The sequence below is a fragment of the Aeoliella sp. genome (assembly GCF_965227375.1).
Classification (GTDB): domain Bacteria; phylum Planctomycetota; class Planctomycetia; order Pirellulales; family Lacipirellulaceae; genus Aeoliella.
On sequence record NZ_CBDDFX010000002.1, the window covers coordinates 2,971,836 to 2,991,511 of the forward strand.

Consider the following 19,676-nt stretch of genomic DNA (forward strand, 5'->3'; position numbering starts at 1 on the left):
TTCTCCCTCTGACACTAACTCCGAGGGCGGCGACATCGCTCGCATCTATCGCGGAAACTCTAAATTGCATTAGATCCTTCGCAGGGCAAATATTCGGAAGGCTGGGGCGAAGTGCTGCCAATTCAATCTCCCCCACAAGGACCCGTCTCCTATGAAAGCCCGTTTCGCCGTTGGCCTCCTCTGTGCAATCTGTCTTGTGGTCTACATTTGCCGCGTCGCTGGCTGCGGAAGCTCCAACTCGCCAACCACCGCAGGCGTAAACGCGATCGGCTACGACGACGTCATGGCGCAGTGGAACGCAGGATCGAAAGACGAAGCCGTCGATACGCTCACGAAGATCGACTGGAGTGGTGAGCCATTCGCGGGAAACCAGGCGCTAACGATCAGTGAGACGCAGTTTGCCATGAAATGGCAAAAGTCTCGCAACGCCCTGATGAACGAAACCATCGATCTGGTGAACAAAACCAAAGAACTTGCGCGGCATGCGATGGCTCTCGCGCAGCAAGCCGAAGCCGAGGGCGATAACGAATTGGCGGAACGTCGACGCCAGGCGGTTGACGCCTTGGGCAACGAACTGGCCAACGGCAATCACCTGCTGGTACTCCAACAGACAGGTGCCGCACTTCAAAGTATGGCCCAGGAGCAAACGCCCAGCGGATCGGAATAGCCACGGACCACAACTGGGCGTGGAAGTGCTAGTCTTCGTCGAATCGAATTTCGAGAATCTCAAACTTGTTCACACCGGCGGGCACTTCCACTTCGGCCACATCGCCCACTTTCTTGCCAACCAGGCCTTGGCCCAGCGGGCTGGCGACGTTGATTTTGCCGTTGTCGTAGTCTTCGTCGCCTTCGCCGACCAAGGTAAACTCTTCCTTGTCGCCAAAGTCGAGGTCCTTCACGGTTACCGTGCAGCTAAAGACCACTTCGTCCTTGGGCAGCTTCGACGTATCGACGATGTCGGCCCGCTTCAGCTTGTCCTTCAGCAGGTTGATCTTCGCCTGCAGCATGCCCTGCGACTCGCGCGCGCCGTGATACTCGGCGTTTTCCTTCAGATCGCCCTCGGCGCGAGCCTCGGCAATCCGTTTTTCGATCTCAGGCATCTGCTCGTTTTCCATCACTTCGAGCTCGGCTTTGATCTTTTCGTAACCCTCACGGGTCATGGGAACACGGCCACTCATGGCGAACTTTCCAGTCTCTAGGCGACAAGAGGTTTCAGCGAAGTACAAAACAAAGACGGGCACCCGCACCGGGGCGCCCGTCTTAGTAAACCCTATTTTGGTGAGTTGGCCGGGGCGTGTAAACCCCTTTTTGCGGGCCGTTCACTCCGGCAGGTAGAGCAGCCGGCCGCATGCTTTGCAGAACGTTGGGCGGTGCAGCAGGAGGTCGTTCTGCATGTTGGCGGTGATCTTCTGCCCGCAGCCGTTGCAGACCCCATCTTCGGCCTCGCTCAGGCCGTCGGCGCCTTTGACTTTGACCACGCGGTTGTAGTCGCCGCGGAAATCGGCTGGCAACTGCTTCTCGGCGTCGGCCAGATCGGCCTCCAGTCGGGCGATGTCGCCGCGAATCACTTCGGCCGCCGACTCGATTTGGGCTCTCACTTTTGCCAGTTCGTCCTCGGTCGCCTTGACGGCCGACTCGGCCGTAGCGACCTTCTCGCCCATCTTGTCGATTCGCTCGAAGCTCTCCAGGATTTCGTCGGCCAGCACGCTGTTGGCCATTTCGGCCGCAGCGATCTGATCCTTGAGTGCCTGGTACTCCTTATTGCTGCTGGCCAGATTGAGCTTCATTCCCCAATCGACCAGGCGTTGCTCGGAACTCTTGAGATCCAATTGCTGCCGATCGGCCTTCAGCTTCGCCTGTTTCTCCGCATCGCGCACCGCGGCCAATTCCGCCTCTCGCGCCTCGACGTTCTTCTGACGCAGCGAAATCTGCTTGGGACCTCGCTCCAAGCGGTCGCGAAGATCCGTCAATTGCAGGTGCAAACGATGCAGCGTACGAAGCAAGTCGGCAGTAATGGCCATGGAGCGCCCGGGTTGCGAAAGTCTTGGCAGTGTGCGAAAGAGCTACCTCCGTTATCCCGCCAATCCTCGATGTTGCCAAGCCCCTGACTTCACTGCAACAAAAAAACGGCCGCGGAAGGCATGCTCCCGCGACCGTTGTGAATGTTTGTCGAACAATCGCTTAAGCCGCTACCGGCAGTTGTGGCACAAAGTTCGCCAGCATCTGGCTGCGGACGGGGTGTTGCAGCTTGGCAACGGCTTTCGCTTCAATTTGCCGGACCCGCTCACGAGTCACTTTGAAGATGCGGCCCACTTCTTCCAGCGTGTAGCTATAGCCATCGTGCAGGCCATACCGCAGGCGGATGATCTCCCGCTCGCGGAACGTGAGCGTCTTCAAGAGTTCCTCAATCTGGTCGCGAAGCAGACCGTTGTTGGCCAGCTTGTGCGGGCTTTCGGTGTGCTGGTCTTCGACAAACTCGCCGAAGCTGCAATCCTCGCCGTCGCCCACGGGGCGATCAAGGCTCACCGGGTGACGGCCGATGTCCAGCACGCGTTCGGTTTCGTCCAGCGGCACTTCGGCGGCCGTGGCGATTTCTTCGATCGAAGGCTCGCGGCCCAACTGCTGCTGCAGCATCTTCGCCGTATTGCGAAGCTTGGTAAGCACGTCAATCATGTGCACCGGAATGCGAATGGTGCGCGCCTGATCGGCAATCGCCCGCGTGATCGCCTGGCGGATCCACCACGTGGCGTAGGTGCTGAACTTGAAGCCACGGCGATACTCGTACTTGTCGACCGCACGCATCAGGCCGGTGTTGCCTTCCTGAATCAGGTCGAGGAAGCTCAGCCCGCGGTTGCGATACTTCTTGGCGATCGAAACGACCAACCGGAGGTTGCCGCTGGAGAGTTCGCGTTTGACGTTTTCGAACGCCTTGAACTGCTTCTTGAGCAGTTCCACGCGACGTCGCAGCGTTGAGGGGCTTTCGAGCACGTTGACCAACAGCGCCTTGAGCTCCGCCTGAACCGAGGCGATCTTGTCAGCCGGTGCGTTCTCGTCCTTCAGTTCGCGAAGCTGCTCGCGTACCAGGTCGATCCGCTGGCTAAACTGCTCGAGTTCTTTGATCAGCGGCTGCACTCGGCGAGTTCGCAGGCTTAGCTCTTCGACGAGCACCAGCATCTTCTCGCGGCGACGCAGGAACCGGCGTCGCACCGTGCGGCGTTCGTCCTCCGTCAAACTGCGGCGCGTGAGTTGAGCGAAGTCGGCCTTCTGGGCTTCGATCAGGTGGCGCAACGTCGCCAGGTTGCCTGGCATGCGTCCCTGCACTTGCTCCTTGGTCAAGTTCTCGGTGAGCGAGACTTTGATCGTGCGATCGAACGGCAACTCGCCACTCTCCACACGCTCGAGCGTCTTGACGGTCGCTTCCAAGGCGTGGAACGAACGCAGCAAGTTGCGACGGAACTGCTTACGGGTCAGCTCGATCTTCTTGGCCAGCGAGATTTCTTCTTCGCGGCTGAGCAGCGGGATCTCCGCCATTTGCGACAGGTACATGCGAATCGGGTCGCTGTTGTACTGCGGCATCGCGTCGGCCAAAGCCTTGGCCCGATCGTCGGATCCATCGGCTACTGGCTCTTCGACGGTCGGGAACTTGTGAATCGTGGGATCGTCCACGATCTCGATGCCCATCGAATCGAGCGCCTCGAGCAACCGGTCGACTGGCTCCGTGCCATAGGTCTCGTCGGGCAGGTAGCTGCTAACTTGCTCGTAGGTAAGAAAACTTTGCTGCTTGGCGATATCGAGCAAAGCGCGAAGGTCCTGGGCGGCCTGCGGGGTCATCGTCGTACTCCTTGCATACATCATGCATGCAGTTGGTGGGAATGACGTGGGGCGTGCCTGGTGGAACGAAACGGGAAATCCAGGCAGCCTTGCGCCGGGCAACCACTCTAACCATCCGTGGAGAGAGACCCTGATTGCCGGCGTTTCAAGTTGTCGAAGAATTTGTTAAGCAGTTGCTCCTCTGCGTGAGGGTCGAGGTTACCATCGCGAAGGTTCGCGATGTCGGCTCGACGGTTTTGTTCTTCGTGGTGTTTGCGGTAGTGCTCTACCAGGTCGGTGAGACGTTGGTCGTGATCGCTTTCGCGTTTCTCTCCGGCCGACTCATCTAAATCAATGAGCAACTTCTGTTGTCGCTCGTGCGTGGCCTGAGCCATCAGTTGGTCGAAGGTAACGGGTTGGTGGGCCGAGTGCAACCGGTGGCACAACTCGTACAACCAACGGGCGGGACGACTCTCCATCGCCTGTTCAGGGATGTTATCAAGAATTGGACCGACGAGCGCCGAATCGGACAAGACCAATTCAAAGATTTCTTGCTCCCACCGCGATAGCAATGCTGGCGCGATTTGGTCGATCACCATCGGCGGTTCCTCTGGCGCATCGTGCACGAGTCGCGTGGTCGAACGACGCAAAGCCTTCAAACGCCCGCGTAAATCGTCCTCGCGCAGATAGAATCTGCGGGCGATCCGCCCCAGTGCTTGCTGCTCTCGCAACAGCGCGGACGAACTGGTCTCGCCAGCGGCTACTTCCACTTTCGCCAGCACGGCCAGCAGTTCCTCCACCGCTTCGGCGGCGATGTGCGTCGGTGGATTGGGGCCAACACGCTGTTCGACCAGCCACATTTTGTGATCCAGCGCGTCGCGCGCAGTGTCAATCAGCGCCTCCCATGCCTCGCGACCGTTGGCGCGCAAGTAATCGCACGGATCGAGCCCAGCGGGCAGCGTGAGCACGCGCAGATCGACTTGGTTGGCCACAAACAGTTCCAGCACTTCGCTGGTGCGTTTCTGCCCGGCTTCGTCGCCATCGAGCACCAGCACCACCTGATCGGTAAAGCGACGCAGCAGGTGCAGATGGCGTTCGCCGAGCGCCGTGCCGCAGCAAGCCACCGCGTTGTTCACACCGTGCTGGTGCGCCATGATCACGTCGGTGTAGCCTTCCATCACCACGATGTTGCCACGCTCGGCGACCGCATCGCGGGCAATGTCGAGCGCGTAAAGTTGTTCGCTCTTGCTGTAAAGCGGTGTCTCCGGCGAGTTGACGTACTTGGCCGCGCGATCGTCGGCAAATTGCGGCAGCACCCGACCACCAAACGCGATCGGTCGACTGCGAACGTCGCGAATCGGAAAGATCAAGCGGCCACGGAAGCGATCGTAGTGTCCGCCACCGTCGCGGCTGCCAACCAGGCCCACTCGCTCGAGCACCGCTGGCGAAAACTGCGTCGCGCGAGCCTGGCGGACCATCCATTCCCAGTCGGGCGCGGAGAAACCGATCTGAAACTGGTCCCGCATCTGGTCGTTGATACCGCGATCGGCCAGGTACTGCTGCACCTCGCCGGCTTCGGCCGCTTCGTGCAGGTGCCGATGGAACAGTTCGGCCGCCCAAGCCAAGGCGGCCAGCTGGGTCTTCTTGTCGCCGGGGCTGCCGGGCTCGTGCTTCGGCGCGGGGCCGCTGGTGAGCTGGATGCCGGCTCGCTCGGCCAGCATTTCCAGGGCTTCGCGAAACTCCAGCCGCTCCATCCGCATCACGAAGCTGAACACATCGCCGCCAATGTCGCACACCCAGCACTTGAACGTCTGCCGCTCGGGATTCACCTGCAAGCTGGGGCGGCTGTCGTCGTGCCAGGGGCAATGGGCCACGTAGCCACGACCCTGTCGACGCAGCTGCAAGTAGCTGCCGACCAGATCGACGATATCCACCGCCTGGCGTACTTGCTCCTTCGAGTCGTGGGCCGATCCAAAGTCCACCGCGATGATCCGTCAAATAGGGGTGATAGGTCCCTCCGTCGACAAACAGAGAGCTTCGATGCACGGACAAGCCTGCAAGAAACCGCGTCGCTCACCAACCGGATGGCTTCGGCTTGACCAGATATTAGCTTACTGTGCGAGTCGCTCGAGTCGAGGGGCCGCGCCAACGGTGACTTCCAGCTCCAACTCCTTCGGCTGGCTACGGACCAGGCGGCAGATGATGAGCCGCGCTTTGGATCCGACCGGCGTGTCGGCGATCGCCTGCGTGAGCAGGAACGGGTCGCTGGCGTTGTGCTCATTCCACTTGAGGATCACGTCGCCACCCCGCAAACCAGCCCGCTCGGCCGGCGTGTAGGGCGATACCGTGGCGGCCAGAACCCCTTCGCCTTCGCGGAGGTCCAGACGTCTACGGAGTCGATCGCCCAGAGGCTTTGGCGACACGCCCAGGTAGCCGCGCTCGACCCATCCGTCGGACTTCAAACGCGTGTAGGTGTCCTTCACCAAGTTGCTGGGAATGGCCAGACTGATCCCCTGGTACACTTGCCCCACGATGGCGGTGTTGATGCCGACCACATTGCCGTCGAGATCCACCAACGGTCCGCCACTGTTGCCAGGGTTCACCGCCACGTCGGTTTGCAGGAACTCCTGGAACGGGGTGCTCTGCAGCCCCTGCAATGAGCGCTGCGAAAGGGTGCGGCGTTGCTTCGCGCTGACGATGCCAAAGGTCACCGTATGGTCGAGCCCGAACGGGCTGCCGACGGCCCACACCAGATCGCCAACTTGCAGGGAATCGCTATCGCCCCACTCCGCGGCAATCAGGTCGGGCTTGTTGATCTTCAAGAGCGCCAGGTCGATTCGCATGTCGCCGCCAACAACGACGGGCTCGGTCTCCACCCGACCATCGGCTAGGATCACATGCAACCCGGTCGCGCCCTCGAGCACGTGATAGTTGGTGATGATATAGCCTTCGGGATCGACGATCACGCCCGAGCCCTGGCCTTCGACGCCCTGAATGTCGGCGCGGTGAATACTCACCACGCTAGGCGAGACCCGCTTGGCCACCAGGCGCGATGCGGTTACCAGATCGCTCAGCTCGGCGCGGACCTTGGTCAACTGCGTGGAGGCCACGTCGACCTCCGCCTGCATTCGAGCCCTGGTGTCGGCATACCGGAAACGGCTGAGTAAGTAAGGTCCGGCCAGGATCACAACCAGCACGGCCAACAGCACCACCAACAGACGCAGACCGCGGGTGCCGTCGCCTCCTGTCGGATGGTTAGGTTGGGATGATGGAGTGTCCGGCAGGGGGTCGTACACGGGGTCGCTGGCAGACATAGGCGGGCATCTTCAGGATAAGGGGGCAGCAAATGCGTCGCTCGAGTTCCATTATAACGAATCGATCGCGAAGTGGCGATTATTTCGCCCATAACAAAAAAACGCCCAGTTAATCCGCTTTACCCAGTCAACCTGGGCAACTCCGACCAGGAGATCTGGAACTACTGAGTTGCGGGCCGCCGTGGCGAGCTAAGGTTACTTAAACCACTTGGTCTCCGAGATTCCGCCTCTGTCTTTACCAGTGAGCACGATCGCATGTCGACGTTTGATCCCTTGGAAGATAGCCAAACCGCGCTGCTCGAAGTCCCTGTAGACGGGACCGAAAACGACGGCGCACCCGGGTACGCTGGGCCGGTTTGCTCGAAGTGCGAAGCTCCGATGCCCGACGACCAGATGGTTTGCCGCAGTTGCGGTTGGTATCCCAGCCTGGGAATCACCGTGGAAGTGGATGCGGATTGGGAACGCGTCGCCAGCCCCGAGGCGGGCCCTGCCCCGCCCAAGCGGAACCCCATGGAGGAGTTCTGCGCGGCCATTCCTTCGTGGACTTGGCCACTGGTGGGCACCAACCTGCTGATCCTGGCGGCAACCATTGCAGGCCGGTTTCTGCTGCCTGCCACTTCGGTGGTGTTCGAATTTTGGGGTGTTTGGCAATTAGTGGCCGGTTTGGCCCTGGTGGTCGTGCTGCACGTGGTGTGCTTTGTGATGACTGCCTCGAGCGATACATCGATCGGACTGTTCGATATCCTCGTCAGCCCGCTAAAGGCGTGGTTCAAAACTTGCCAGCGCTTGCCCGAACGCAAGTGGCTGGTGATCGGCGCCACGAACGGCGTGATGCTCTCATTGACGGCCGCATTGGTGGTTGGCCATATCAACTGGGATCGTCTGTGGGACTGGAATATCAAGGCCCATACCAAGACCAGCTTGGTGGAAGCCATCGCATCGGCAGCCGGCAACGGTCCCGTCGAGGGCGACCTGGAAGACTCCATCGAAGACTTTACCGGTAAAGCAGGTCAGGTTAGCGATGCAAATGCGGGTGGCGCCAAGAAGAACACGCAGCCCGTGAACATCGAGCGCCAGAACGCCGACTGTTTGATCGTTGGTTTCGAACTGAACGATCTGGAGCAACTGGACAAGCTCTACCTGGCCCACGAAGTGAATGGCCGCTTGTACTACGCCGGCAACCTGACGCCGAGCCTCGAACCGGAAGAGTCCGCGAAACTCAAGGCGGGCTTAATGCGTTCAATCACTGGCACACCACTGGTCAAGACCGGACACGTTGCCACGTGGGTCAAACCACGCTTCCCGGTTCGCGTGTCGTACACGGTGAAGTCGACCGACGGCAAGCTCCGCGAGATGCAAATCGAAGAATTGCTGCCTGAAATTAGCCTGCCTTGGTAGCAACCGCAGGACGCCAGCCGGGTTTGTCGCTATGCTCATGGTATGAGCGTCGACCCTCCCAGCCCCAGAGCCTCGCGGCGGCCGCGGTTCTTTCCGCCGCCCGAGTCGGCCGGTCCCGAAGGGGCCCTGGTCATGGGGGGCGATTTGAACGCCGAGTTGCTGCTCGACGCTTACTCCCATGGGATATTCCCCTGGCCTCACAGCGATGAGGAACCGCTGGTGTGGTGGTCGCTCGATCCACGGGCGATCATCGAGCTAGGCGACTTCCGTCCGCACCGCCGGGTGCTGCGGAGGTTGCGCAGCGGGCAGTTCGTGACCTCGGCCGATACCGACTTTGCCGGCGTGATGCGCGGCTGTGCGGTGGGCCCCGGACGCGAAGGCGGCAGTTGGATTACGCCCAACATGATCCGCGGCTACACCCACCTGCACCGACTAGGACACGCCCACAGCGTCGAGATTCGCTCCGATGGCCAACTGGTGGGCGGCGTCTACGGTGTTTCGATCGGCGGCCTGTTCGCGGCCGAGAGCATGTTCCACCGCCACCGCGACGCGTCGACTGCCGCACTGGCCGTGCTGATCGCGCACTTGAAGGCCCGCGGCTACGGCCTATTGGATATACAGCAGTGGACCGAGCACACCGGCCGGTTGGGAGCGATCAAGATTCCCCGCCGCGAGTACTTGGCACGACTCGCTATCGAAGTCGAACGCCCCGTGACGTTCGGGCACCGACTGGAAGGGAACGTCGAGTCGCTGCGAGAATGACGCCTCGTTCGCCCTACTCCTGCGAAACGCTCCACAACGACTCCACCTGCGCGGCCAGCTCGTCAATGCGGTCGTGACGCCACCAGTGCAGAAAGGCTTCGCTCTTGCCGCGGTACTGTTCGCGCTCGTCCCGTTCGTACTGTTTTAGGAGTTCCCGCTCGTCCTCCGACTCGGCGTCGGTGCACCAAGCCGCCAGCTTCTCAGCCGCCACGGCGTGGTCCTGTATTTCGCCAAGCTGGCCCTGTAACTGTTTGACCTGCGGATAGATCTGCTTGCGAACCGAACCGGGCAGGCCGTTGTGCAGTAGCTCCAAGACGTAGCGAAACCGTTTGGTCGCGATGCGAAACGCGTGCAACTGCTCGGCGGTGGGTTGATCGTCGGGCACCTCCGCAGCGAACTCCTCCCAGGCCCGCTCGAGTTGCCTGGCGGCCCATTCGCCAAACGGCCTGCGTCGCAGGCGCTTACGAGCGTGCTTCTCCACCTTGGCAACCAGCCTAGAAACTTGCCTCCGGAAACGCTGGTTGTACAGCAGCGGCGAAGCACATTGGATGATCGGAGTCTGAGCGTGCCGGCGGTGGCGTTCGAGCCGGTGATAGAACGACCGCGCGGCCGGCTCTTCGGCGGCGCGAAAGCGCTCGAGGTATACATCCAGATCACGAGCTTCGTCCATCGACTTGCGAATCTGCTTGAGCGACACCTTTATTCGCTGGCGTTTCGACTTCGGCACGAAATCGCGAAACATCGCCAGCGCCGCCCCGGCGCGGCGGGTCGCCACGCGAGCTGAATGGACGTACTCCACGTCCTCGTCCGCCAAGTGGGCCGCCAACGGCAAATAGTGAATCACGTTGCGCAAGCGCAACTCCAGCGCGCGCTGAGCCACCTCGCCAGTCGGCGTGTCGGCACTCGCTTCAGATATCCACTTGTCGATTGCTCCCATGCGAGCCATTGTAGCTGGGCACGCTGGCCGCGACCAATCCGCTCGTGGGACCTAGCCCATGAACGTCCGCAGCACGTTTCGCGAGATTCGCAGCGACTGCTTGCGGAGCTCGAGCGTCTCGGTAAATGCCTCGTCCTCCACTTCAATACAGACTGGACCATGATAGCCGGCATCGGTCAACGCACCGACCCACAGGCCCCAATCGATGTCGCCCAGGCCCGGAATCTTGGCGGTCGAGCGGTCCATCGGCGGCTCCAACGATCCGACGTCGTTGAGCCGATGCTCGTCGACTCGCATGTCCTTGGCGTGCGAGTGAAAGATTCGCGGGCCGAATTCGCGAATCGGTGCGATGGGATCCATCAACTGCATCCGCAGGTGCGAGGGATCGTAGTTTAGACCGAAGTGGTCCGACGGGATCATCTCGAACATTCGCCTCCAGATTGCTGGACTGCGGGCGATGTTTAGCCCCTGCGGCCACGTCTTCGCGTACATCATCGGGCAGTTCTCAATGCCCAGGTACACGCCCACCTGTTCGGCGTGTTTCACGATCGGTGGAAACACCTCGCCAAACAGGGCCAAGTTTTCCTCCAATGTCTTGTACTGGTTGGCCCCTGCAAACGTGTTGACGTTCTTCAGTCCCAGCATCGGCGCAGCGCCGATCACCTTATGCAGGTGCTCTACGGCCGTGGTTGCTTGCTCCTCGTCGGCCGAAAGCGGTATCGAGTAATAGCCGAGCGCGGAGATGGCGACGCCGTACTTATCGAGCAACGCGCGGACATCGTCGGCCATCGCCTGGGTGAATTCCGACACATCGATGTGCGTGACGCCGCCGTACTTGCGATCGGGCCCGCCGGGTGGCCAGCACATGACTTCCACGCAGTCGAACCCTTCGTCGGAGGCGAACTGCAAGACCTCTTCGAATTTCAGGTCGCCGAAGATGGCGGTGACAAAACCAAGTTGCACGGTGGACTCCCCATCCAGAATCGGGCTCAAGAAAGACAATGCAAGAAAGTCTAGAGCCTCAAAGGGGCATGTTCAACTGCGCGGTGGAAGCGTCGCCAAGGCGTTGCAGTGGGCCTTATTTGTCGCGGCGCAAATCGACATGCACCAGCTGAGCCTGCGTGGCGTGCCACTTCTCCCACAATTCTTGGTCGTAACCAAAGTGCTCGCCGGTAATCCGTACCAGCGCGCCGAGCACAGCGGGATTCTTCAGCATGCCGGAGATTTCTTTGGGCCCACCCCCACCAAACGACGACATGCCGTTGCTGGGTGTAAACGAGTAGGTCGTACCACCGCCACCGCCGCCCACGACCTTCTTGTGCTTGGTCACTAGTGCGTCGATCAGCGGGCCGATGGCGCTGTCGTCCTCCAGGCTGCTCAGCGCGACTCCGGCGCGATTCACCACCTCGTTGTCGTTGCTACGCAAGGCTTTGACGTACGCCTCGGTCAGTCCGGGGCGCTTCGAGTCGATCAACCACCCCAGGCAGTTGAGGCGCAAGTCTTCGTCGGGAGAATTCAACGACAGCAGCACCAGCGCGTTGACCGTCGACTGGTGATTGATTTGCGAGGCTGCCTTGGCCATGAGCCGCAGGGCCGCAGGGTCTTTCTCGTCCTCCATCAGCTCCACCAGCGGCGGTCCCGCCATGGGATCGTTCACCGCGGAGAAGTTCGCTACCGCCTCTTGCACGCGTTCGGGTCGGCGGTCGTTCAACCAACGACGCCACTTGCGAATCTCCGACGACCAGTGCGCGGCCAGCTTGGTCTGTTTCTCCGACCGCTGCATCAGCGCGATTTCCTGACGAGTGCGGGGGCGGCCGTTGTACCAAACCATGCCCCGTGATTCCATCACCTGCTCGCGCGTCATCCACTCGCCGTCGACATTGCGAAAGTTCAGCATCTGCCGCGCTTCGGCATTGCCCGGCTCTAACTCGATCACTCGTTTGGCATGCCGCGCCGCGCGAGCGTTCAATTGGTGCTCGCGACACCACTTGGCCAGCTTCAACTGCGATGCCGCGTCGTCTGGCGTGGTCCGGGCGCGGCCTTCGTAGGTTCGCGTTTCGTCCGAGTCCTCGTCGACCTTCGACACCTGCGAGCGGCCCAACGAAACGACCGTGCCCGACGGGGTGGTTACGCGATAGCTTCCATCGTCCACCTGCTCTACCTTCCCCTCAATCTGCCCGCCGGCGCTTAGATGCACCAGATCGGCCGCGGCGGGCGTGGCGACTAGCAGCAGTGGCAGCAGGAAGGTTCGCATGAGGCTCTGGCGGTGGGGATGGTCTACCGCAATGGGACTACTCGCTATTATAGAAGCCTCGCCGCCCGCGTGACCAGCAGACTAATTCCCGTTTCTCCTGGCCGCTGGCGGAATGTTCCGGTTTTGCGGGGTGAATCGCTAGTGGGGCCGCTGGGAGGCCAAACCGCTGGGGAAACGCCATCCTACGCCCAAATTTACAACACCAACCAAACTCCATGTCTGTTAGCCAGCATCAACAGTCCGCCAAGTCGTCTCTCCAAGTGGCGGTGCTCACCGTAAGCGACACTCGCACTCTCGAAACCGACAAAGGAGGCGGGCTAGTAGCCGAACTGCTCGCTGCCGCCGGCCATGTGGTCGCCGATCGCGAAATCGTGCCCGACGAGCCCCTGTTGGTCAAGGAACTCGTCACGCGGTGGATCGCCGACCACGCAGTCGACGCGGTGCTGGTCACTGGCGGAACCGGCATCTCCGCGCGCGACACTACCTGCGAGACTGTCGTGGGCCTCATGACTAAGCTTCTCCCCGGCTACGGAGAATTATTCCGCATGCTCAGCTACGACGAGATTGGTGCGGCCGCCATGCTCAGTCGGGCGGTGGGCGGTGTGTGCGACCAGACGATTGTACTCACCATGCCTGGCTCCACCGCGGCAGTTCGACTGGCGATGGAGAAGCTCATCCTGCCCGAGCTACCACATCTGGTGCACGAAGCAACGAAGTAGCCATTTCAGGCGTTGTGCTGCAGCTGCTGGGCCACTCGCCGCAGGACCCAGGCGATGGCCGCGGCGTTGAGCACGAAAAACAGCAGGAACACGCCGAAGCCACCCAACTGGGCCGAATCCTGCGTGGCCTCTACGGCCGGCTGCCAGTGGCCAACCTCCACCAGCGCAACGTACCGCCGTACTTCGCGCAGCAGCGTCGCACAAGGGATGGCGATCGCCATTCCACCGGTCGCCAACCACAACAGCATCGCGGGCATGCGGCCACTGCGGGCCATCTGCACCCAAGCGGCAACAAACACCGCGAGCCCCACTCCGCCACCGATCACGAGACTCAGGTTCGCCGGCTCGGCGATCGCGGTCCGCACCGCCTCCGGCAGCGCGGCCCAATACCAACCCGCGGCCAGCACCGAGCCAACCGCACCGCTTAGCCCAACGAGCGCGAGTCGCCGCACGGTGGTCGAGCTCGCGCTGCCGCGCAGCTGCCAGGCGACCAGCACCGACAGCGTCGAAAGCGAGCCAATCATCCACAGCAACAGCCGAGGCAGCGTCTCCGGTGTCTCGTACCACATCCGCCCGGCGGCATAGTGCTCGGTCCACTCTTGCTGGCTGGCGAGCGACAGCAGGTGGTTCTCCGACCAACTCCAGGCGACGAACAGGAACATCGCCAACACGCCCAGCGCGACCAGCGCCCGGACGAGTTGGCTTCGCCGCTCGATCCACGCCGACTTCTGCAAGTAGAGCAGATAGAACGCGATGATCAGCACTGGCAGGATGGCCATCCAGCGGTGAAACAATAATAGGTTCGCGGTGTAGAACGCGTGCTTGTACAGCAGCTGAATAAACAAGATCGGCGCAACGCCCAGCGTGATGGTCACCCCGAGCGCTAGCGGCAGCCAATCCTTGATCACCGCGACGATCGACCGCGTGGCGTCGCAGTAGTTGCCCACCACGCGATACACGGTTGCGCCGGCCACGACCATCGCTCCGCCAACCACGTAGTTCATGGCGACCACGTGCAGCATGAGCGTTACCAGGTAGAGCACCAGGTACAGCAGGTTGTCGGCGGGTAGGTCGAGGGCGAACATGGGCTACTTTGGCGGCGGCACCATCGACTGGGTGCCGGCTTGCTTCATGTATTCGGCGATCTGCTCCAGTACCTCAGGGTCGCTGGTGTCGGTCCAATCTGCTGGACGGTGTTCGTGCTCCCAGCGAATCAGTTGCACCAGGTCCTCGAGTTCCTCCGACGTGCCGGCGAATGGCGGCATGAACGGCTTGGTGTGCTGCAGTTTGGCGATGTTCAGCCGCAACTGGTCCTCGCTCCACGTGCCGGCCAGATGCATCAGTCCGTTGGCACCATCCATCGTGTGGCAGATACTGCATTGCATGCGAAACACCTTCGCACCCAGCTGCAGTTGCTCGGTCGGGTACTGATCGGGATCGACCAACGGATAGGGGTCCTTGGTCACCGAGCCAATCTCGCGGAAGTGGGCCACTTCGTCTTCGGTGATGCTGTTGGAATACAACGCGTGCCGCACCGTGTACGGCTTGCGGACGCCTTCGCGGACGAACTCACCTCCGGCCGTGGCGGCGAACGCCAGCGCGCACAGCAGTGCCGCGGTGGCGCCGTTCACGAACAGTCGAGGCTTGGCGAACATGGCGATCGCGTAGGCGCCGATCAATAGCGACGCGCCCGCGCCAATCGCAAAGAACATCGTCATCGCGATGCTGCCGCCCATCACCCAGCCGCGGCTATCGGCCGGCAGCACCGCCAGGAACCACGCGCCGATGATCGGCATCAACGCCATGGGAGCGAGGAACCAGAACACGCGGCGAACCAGCGTTAGCTTCTCTTCGGCATCGAACGACCGCGCCAGGTTCACCACCACCGCGGCCACCAACGCCGCAATCGCCATGCTGGCGAGCGTGCGATAGATGAGCGAGGGCCAGAACGTGGCGTTGAAAAACCCGCTCCATACCCCGCCCCCGTCGAGCCACCCGCCGGGTGTCAGTTGCCAGGCGAGGATGCCGTTGATCCAGAACAAGCTCATCCACGCGGCCACCGCGTATAGCGTCAACAGCGCGAGCCGCGTGCGGCCATCCAGCACCTTGGCGTAACGGTAGAAGGCGTAGCCGCTGCCGACCTCCAGGCAGAAGAACGTCCACTCGGTCGCCCAGATCCAGTGGAATTCGTCGACCATCATGCCAATGGTCCGCGGGCTGATCTGAATGGTCGTGAACCACATGGCCACGCCGGTGAGCGCTCCGGTGACGAAGCTCACCAGCACCAGCCAGCGGAAATAGCCATCGACAAACCGCCGGGCGAGCGTGTCGCCGTAACGATTGTCGCGCCACTGGAAGTAGCAGAGCAGCATCCCCCCGCCGATGGCAAACTGCGCCAGGAACACGTGAAAGATGCCCAGCCCCCCGATCACCATCCCCTTCATCACGGGGCCAAACTCGTTGATCGGATAGTAGGGAAACACGTGGCGAAGGGGATTGCGTGCAGGAGTTCAGTTGAATCCAAGGCACTTAATCCTACCACGAATGTCCACAACGTGAATGCGGCAAAACGTCGCACTCAAGCAAAAGCAGCCTGCGGCCCCGCTGTTTCGGCGAGACTCGCAGGCTGCTTTGATACTACGTCTTGTTGTCAGTCTATCCGAACTATCGGCGGCGATAGGCTACCGCGGCCAAACCTACCGCAAGACCAAGAATCAGAGCAGTGCCAGGCTCGGGCACGGCGCCTACGGTTTGCGGCGCGAGCATGAATTCTCCCGACGTACCAGGGATTTCCTGCGCCACCAGACCACCAAAGGTGAGCATGTCTCCATCGGCTGTGGTGGTGAACTTCATCGCCGGAGCCGGCACCGCTTCGGTGAGAAACTCAGAGCCAGCCGGCAGGAAGATCGCGTCCACGAGACCAGCGGTCATCTTGGCGGTTGTCGATTGGTAAGTCTGGATGCCCTCGACAAAGTCACCCTGATAGGGATCATCTCCTGGAAAGTCATCGAATTCATCGAACGGCGCCAACAGCATGACACTCGAGGGTATCAAACTACCTGCGGGCATCTCGTAGCTGAAGTTCACCGCGAGGCTCCCCCCCACACCGCGATCGGGATTGTCATCGGGCGGATCATAGAATCCGGATTCATCCGGCGTGAAGTAGACGGTCCAGTTGATGAACTCTCCGTCACGAATGCCGATCGCCGAAGCCGTCGGACCGTCGGCGGCGGGCAGAGCGCCACCCAAGGTGGTCAGCAGTGCGGGACTGGGAACGTCCGCTCCAAAGTTCTCCTTCCACACCGTCAGTGTGTCCGAGTCGCCACCGTCTGCAACCCAGCCGTTGTAATCAGTCAGCCCGAGCTTTCCGTCGCCGTCGTAATCGGCGTCGCCCAGACTGGCCGCGCCGACAACGCCGGGCGATACCAAAACCCCCATGGCCATCAGCCACAGGAGGCCCCACAAACTCTTCCTAGTCATTGGATCTAACCTCACAGAATAAAGACGCGTAGCCCGAAGCTACTGTTGCCCCACTGTTGCGGCCCATTGGACAAAGAGAGCGTCCACTGGCCAGGGCCGCCTACAATTACGAACAGCAGGGTAACGCCCCCCGACGCCTGCGGTCAAGCAAGAATCACCCGATTTACTCGGTTTCTTAACGCAGGTGTGAGAAATCCGCTGTTCCCTAGAAGACATGATGGTGCAGAAAGGGGAGAATCCTTCTGTTATTCCACACTCTCAGTACGGGGGCCGCCTATTCGCTACCCTTCTCCAGTCCCTTCAGAATTGCTTCCATCCGCTCGATATGTCGCTTCTTGCGCTCGATGCGAACCGCGACGCGCGGATCTGCGTCGGCTGCATAGACTCTCTCAAGATCCGCAATCTCCACCCTGACCCGCTCCAACTGGTCGGCAAGGCGGACAAGTTTGCTGGCTCGTTCCGCATCGGGAAAGAACACGTGGTCGGCGGCGGTCGCCAACCCCAACTCGCCGGTATTCACTTCCTCCGGAATCACTGTCGCGTCGTCCGCCAGGCGGCGCTGGTTCTGATACACGGGCGAAACGATCTCGATGCCCGCCCCGTGCAGCATGTCGATCACCATCTTGCGAAGGTTCGACCGGGCGGTGACCATGGCGTTCACTTCCTCCAGCACGCCGGCCACGCGGTAAGTAATGGAGTAGTCACCCAGTTCGGTCACCTGCACGCGCGGATCGCGAAGTTCGGCGGCCAGCGCTGCCATTTCGAGGACGCGCTCGATCTCGGCTCGACAGATCTCGTAGCCGAGCGAAACCGTGCAAGCGATAATGGTGCCTTCGGCGTGCACTACCTTCACTGGCCGGGAAACGATGTGAAGGCTCGGCACGCGCATCAAGTCGCGATCTTCGGTCTGCAGTTCGGTGTACAGCAAGCGAACCTGGGTGACTCGCCCGTACGTGCCATCGAACTGCAGGATGTCGCCGGGCCGGTAGGTTTCCTCGAACAGCAGCATCGCCCCGGCCATCAAGTTGGAGAGCAGCGGCGTCGAGGCCAGAGCAAGTCCGCCCGAGATGATAATGCCCACCACGGCCAGAAAGTGGTGCTCCATGTCGAGCGTGGCGAGCGACAGCGACAGGCCCATCACGCCGACGAACGTCAGCACGGTGCGCCGCAGGAGTCGCTGGTCGTCCAATTGAGGAACACTGCGGCCCTTCCTTAACCGCTGCCGGATGATGATCAGGGCAACAATCGTAATGAACAGAATCAGGCAGAACGGCCAGTGACGAATTAACCAGTCGTCGATCATGCTACCGCCCCATCACATCGACAATGCTGCACGCTTGCACCACGTTCAGCCCCAACGCGCGGGCCTTCTCCACCACCTCTGGTGCATCGCTGCCAGGGTTGAGCCACAACTCATCGCAACCCTTCGCGGCGATCTCGTCGAGCATCGTCACGCCGATCGCCGGCGGCAGGTACACACTGATGCGATCCAACTTCTCAACCGGCACATCGGCCAACGACGTATACACGACGAGGCCCTCGATCTCGCCCCCCTTCGGGTTCACGGGATAGACCTCGTAGTCGGCCGCAAGATGCGAGCGGATCGACTTGTAGCCAAACTTCGAGGGATCGGCGCTCGCGCCAACGATGGCAACGGTTGGCTTGGACATGGCGGTGTCCTCGTGGAAAGCAGGGGAAAGAATGGAACGCGGTTTTTCCAGAACTGGCGCAGAGGAGTCGATACAAGTGCAATGATAAGCTCACTGCGCCCAAAAACCAAATCGGCGATCATCTGGCCAGTTCCGCGACGGAATACGAAGCTTCGAAGCCCTATCCAATCGCCTGAGCCAAGTCGTCGCGGAGATCTTCGAACGCTTCCAGCCCCACGCTCAAGCGGATCATGCCGTCGGTGATGCCGTGCTTGGCTCGATCGGCCGCGTCGTAGCTGGCGTGCGACATGCTGGCGGGCTGCTCGATGAGCGACTCCACCGCGCCGAGACTCACCGCCAGATGGAACAGCTTGGTCGATTCGACCACCCGTTTGGCGTCGTCGAACGTGCCGTCGAGGTCGAACGACATCATGGCGCCGAAGCCGCCGTCCATCTGTCGGGCGGCCAACTCGTGCCCCGGATGCGTGGCCAAGCCTGGATACCGTACGCACGCCACGCGCGGGTGCTGCTCGAGCCAGTCGGCGAGCTGCATGGCAGTCTTACACTGTTCGCGAACGCGAAGCTCCAGCGTCTTGAGACCCCGTGAGCAGAGGAACGATTCGAGCGGCGCCATGATCGCACCGGTGGAGTTTGCAACGAAGTACAGTTCGTCGTACAGCGCTTTGGTGTTGGCCACCAACACGCCGCCCATTACGTCGCTGTGGCCGCCGATGTACTTGGTGGCCGAGTGCATCACGATGTCGGCGCCCAGTTCGATTGGCCGAGTGAGCACCGGCGTGGCGAACGTGTTGTCGACGCCCAACACCGCGCCGGCGTCGTGGGCAATCTTCGCACACGCGGCGATGTCGGTGATCGTCATCCGCGGGTTGCCGGGTGACTCGATCCACACCAGTTTCGTGTTCGGCTTGATCGCGGCCGCGAAGGCTTCCGGATCGGTCGAGTCGGCCAGCGACGTCTCGATGCCCGCGCGATTCGACACCTTATGCAGCAGTCGATAGGTGCCGCCGTAGATGTCGCTGCCGCACAGCACATGGTCGCCCGACTTGAGCATCGCCATCACACAACTGGTGGCCGCCATGCCGGTGGCAAACGCCATGGCCCCGGCGCCGCCCTCCAGATCGGCAATGGTCTGCTCGAAGCACGACCGCGTCGGGTTGCCACTCCGCGAGTAGTCGAACTCCCGCCACTTGCCCGCCTCGTGCTGCATGAAGGTGCTCGCCATGTAGATCGGCGGCACCACCGCTCCGGTTTGCGGGCAGGGCTCGTTACCAACGTGAATTGCGCGGGTTCGAAATTTCATCCGGCCAGTATGGGCAGCCGCCAAGTGAATGT

General features: G+C 61.4%; 18 protein-coding genes. 4 read left to right on the forward strand and 14 right to left on the reverse strand.

From position 1 onward, the window contains the following. Nucleotides 1-151 precede the first annotated feature (151 nt). Nucleotides 152-667, forward strand: coding sequence for a hypothetical protein (locus tag ACQK2L_RS24680; RefSeq protein WP_425399709.1), 516 nt, complete (start codon nt 152-154; stop codon nt 665-667). Between the two features lie 28 nt (nt 668-695). Here ACQK2L_RS24680 and greA read toward each other — a convergent pair whose 3' ends face one another. The 5 genes from greA to ACQK2L_RS24705 form a co-directional block, all read right to left on the reverse strand. Continuing rightward, nucleotides 696-1,178 carry a transcription elongation factor GreA gene (greA, locus tag ACQK2L_RS24685; protein ID WP_425399710.1) on the reverse strand — a complete coding sequence of 161 codons (483 nt, stop codon included), beginning with the start codon at nt 1,176-1,178 and terminating at the stop codon, nt 696-698. A 141-nt stretch (nt 1,179-1,319) separates the two neighbouring features. Beyond that, entirely contained in the window at nt 1,320-2,021 is a 702-nt protein-coding gene (locus ACQK2L_RS24690; protein WP_425399711.1) for a zinc ribbon domain-containing protein, read from the reverse strand. Nucleotides 2,022-2,181: 160 nt separating this feature from the next. Beyond that, nucleotides 2,182-3,831 carry a sigma-70 family RNA polymerase sigma factor gene (locus ACQK2L_RS24695; protein WP_425399712.1) on the reverse strand — a complete coding sequence of 550 codons (1,650 nt, stop codon included), beginning with the start codon at nt 3,829-3,831 and terminating at the stop codon, nt 2,182-2,184. A gap of 107 nt (nt 3,832-3,938) precedes the next feature. Next, on the reverse strand, nt 3,939-5,792 hold the full coding sequence (dnaG, locus tag ACQK2L_RS24700) for a DNA primase (RefSeq protein ID WP_425399713.1): 1,854 nt from the start codon (nt 5,790-5,792) through the stop codon (nt 3,939-3,941). Nucleotides 5,793-5,921: 129 nt separating this feature from the next. Next, nucleotides 5,922-7,124 (reverse strand): S1C family serine protease, encoded by a 1,203-nt coding sequence (locus ACQK2L_RS24705; protein ID WP_425399714.1) that lies wholly within the window; start codon nt 7,122-7,124, stop codon nt 5,922-5,924. 255 nt (nt 7,125-7,379) lie between these two features. Here ACQK2L_RS24705 and ACQK2L_RS24710 point away from each other — a divergent pair, with 255 nt between their 5' ends. Next, entirely contained in the window at nt 7,380-8,522 is a 1,143-nt protein-coding gene (locus tag ACQK2L_RS24710) for a hypothetical protein (RefSeq protein WP_425399715.1), read from the forward strand. Nucleotides 8,523-8,564: 42 nt separating this feature from the next. Continuing rightward, entirely contained in the window at nt 8,565-9,284 is a 720-nt protein-coding gene (gene aat, locus ACQK2L_RS24715) for a leucyl/phenylalanyl-tRNA--protein transferase (protein WP_425399716.1), read from the forward strand. 13 nt (nt 9,285-9,297) lie between these two features. On the opposite strand, the gene ACQK2L_RS24720 is transcribed toward aat, so the two are convergent. The 3 genes from ACQK2L_RS24720 to ACQK2L_RS24730 all read right to left on the reverse strand — a co-directional run bounded on the left by ACQK2L_RS24720 (nt 9,298) and on the right by ACQK2L_RS24730 (nt 12,475). Then, on the reverse strand, nt 9,298-10,221 hold the full coding sequence (locus ACQK2L_RS24720) for a CHAD domain-containing protein (RefSeq protein WP_425399717.1): 924 nt from the start codon (nt 10,219-10,221) through the stop codon (nt 9,298-9,300). Nucleotides 10,222-10,272: 51 nt separating this feature from the next. Beyond that, entirely contained in the window at nt 10,273-11,184 is a 912-nt protein-coding gene (locus ACQK2L_RS24725) for a sugar phosphate isomerase/epimerase family protein (RefSeq protein WP_425399718.1), read from the reverse strand. Nucleotides 11,185-11,299: 115 nt separating this feature from the next. Further along, nucleotides 11,300-12,475 carry a HEAT repeat domain-containing protein gene (locus ACQK2L_RS24730; RefSeq protein ID WP_425399719.1) on the reverse strand — a complete coding sequence of 392 codons (1,176 nt, stop codon included), beginning with the start codon at nt 12,473-12,475 and terminating at the stop codon, nt 11,300-11,302. Between the two features lie 215 nt (nt 12,476-12,690). Between ACQK2L_RS24730 and ACQK2L_RS24735 the strand changes: the two genes are divergently transcribed. After that, a complete protein-coding gene (locus ACQK2L_RS24735) occupies nt 12,691-13,194 on the forward strand; it encodes a MogA/MoaB family molybdenum cofactor biosynthesis protein (protein ID WP_425399720.1) in 504 nt (167 codons plus the stop codon). 5 nt (nt 13,195-13,199) lie between these two features. On the opposite strand, the gene ACQK2L_RS24740 is transcribed toward ACQK2L_RS24735, so the two are convergent. From ACQK2L_RS24740 to ACQK2L_RS24765, 6 genes are all read right to left on the reverse strand, one after another. Next, nucleotides 13,200-14,279: a hypothetical protein gene (locus ACQK2L_RS24740; protein WP_425399721.1), complete on the reverse strand. Its 1,080-nt coding sequence runs from the start codon at nt 14,277-14,279 to the stop codon at nt 13,200-13,202. A gap of 3 nt (nt 14,280-14,282) precedes the next feature. Then, nucleotides 14,283-15,677 carry a c-type cytochrome gene (locus ACQK2L_RS24745; protein ID WP_425399722.1) on the reverse strand — a complete coding sequence of 465 codons (1,395 nt, stop codon included), beginning with the start codon at nt 15,675-15,677 and terminating at the stop codon, nt 14,283-14,285. A 181-nt stretch (nt 15,678-15,858) separates the two neighbouring features. Beyond that, complete coding sequence (locus ACQK2L_RS24750; RefSeq protein WP_425399723.1) at nt 15,859-16,674, reverse strand: PEP-CTERM sorting domain-containing protein; 816 nt, start codon at nt 16,672-16,674, stop codon at nt 15,859-15,861. Between the two features lie 274 nt (nt 16,675-16,948). Then, nucleotides 16,949-17,977, reverse strand: a complete 1,029-nt coding sequence (locus ACQK2L_RS24755; RefSeq protein ID WP_425399724.1) for a mechanosensitive ion channel family protein — start codon at nt 17,975-17,977, stop codon at nt 16,949-16,951. A 1-nt stretch (nt 17,978) separates the two neighbouring features. Next, nucleotides 17,979-18,344, reverse strand: coding sequence for a CoA-binding protein (locus ACQK2L_RS24760; protein WP_425399725.1), 366 nt, complete (start codon nt 18,342-18,344; stop codon nt 17,979-17,981). Between the two features lie 160 nt (nt 18,345-18,504). Next, on the reverse strand, nt 18,505-19,644 hold the full coding sequence (locus tag ACQK2L_RS24765; RefSeq protein WP_425399726.1) for a trans-sulfuration enzyme family protein: 1,140 nt from the start codon (nt 19,642-19,644) through the stop codon (nt 18,505-18,507). Nucleotides 19,645-19,676 lie beyond the last annotated feature (32 nt).

What these genes read in the sequence shown, in the direction of transcription:
- ACQK2L_RS24680 (WP_425399709.1), top strand. Translation starts at nt 152, where the DNA reads ATGAAAGCCCGTTTCGCCGTTGGCCTCCTCTGTGCAATCTGTCTTGTG.
- greA (WP_425399710.1), bottom strand. Translation starts at nt 1,178, where the DNA reads ATGAGTGGCCGTGTTCCCATGACCCGTGAGGGTTACGAAAAGATCAAA.
- ACQK2L_RS24690 (WP_425399711.1), bottom strand. Translation starts at nt 2,021, where the DNA reads ATGGCCATTACTGCCGACTTGCTTCGTACGCTGCATCGTTTGCACCTG.
- ACQK2L_RS24695 (WP_425399712.1), bottom strand. Translation starts at nt 3,831, where the DNA reads ATGACCCCGCAGGCCGCCCAGGACCTTCGCGCTTTGCTCGATATCGCC.
- ACQK2L_RS24705 (WP_425399714.1), bottom strand. Translation starts at nt 7,124, where the DNA reads ATGTCTGCCAGCGACCCCGTGTACGACCCCCTGCCGGACACTCCATCA.
- ACQK2L_RS24710 (WP_425399715.1), top strand. Translation starts at nt 7,380, where the DNA reads ATGTCGACGTTTGATCCCTTGGAAGATAGCCAAACCGCGCTGCTCGAA.
- aat (WP_425399716.1), top strand. Translation starts at nt 8,565, where the DNA reads ATGAGCGTCGACCCTCCCAGCCCCAGAGCCTCGCGGCGGCCGCGGTTC.
- ACQK2L_RS24720 (WP_425399717.1), bottom strand. Translation starts at nt 10,221, where the DNA reads ATGGGAGCAATCGACAAGTGGATATCTGAAGCGAGTGCCGACACGCCG.
- ACQK2L_RS24730 (WP_425399719.1), bottom strand. Translation starts at nt 12,475, where the DNA reads ATGCGAACCTTCCTGCTGCCACTGCTGCTAGTCGCCACGCCCGCCGCG.
- ACQK2L_RS24735 (WP_425399720.1), top strand. Translation starts at nt 12,691, where the DNA reads ATGTCTGTTAGCCAGCATCAACAGTCCGCCAAGTCGTCTCTCCAAGTG.
- ACQK2L_RS24740 (WP_425399721.1), bottom strand. Translation starts at nt 14,279, where the DNA reads ATGTTCGCCCTCGACCTACCCGCCGACAACCTGCTGTACCTGGTGCTC.
- ACQK2L_RS24750 (WP_425399723.1), bottom strand. Translation starts at nt 16,674, where the DNA reads ATGACTAGGAAGAGTTTGTGGGGCCTCCTGTGGCTGATGGCCATGGGG.
- ACQK2L_RS24755 (WP_425399724.1), bottom strand. Translation starts at nt 17,977, where the DNA reads ATGATCGACGACTGGTTAATTCGTCACTGGCCGTTCTGCCTGATTCTG.
- ACQK2L_RS24760 (WP_425399725.1), bottom strand. Translation starts at nt 18,344, where the DNA reads ATGTCCAAGCCAACCGTTGCCATCGTTGGCGCGAGCGCCGATCCCTCG.
- ACQK2L_RS24765 (WP_425399726.1), bottom strand. Translation starts at nt 19,644, where the DNA reads ATGAAATTTCGAACCCGCGCAATTCACGTTGGTAACGAGCCCTGCCCG.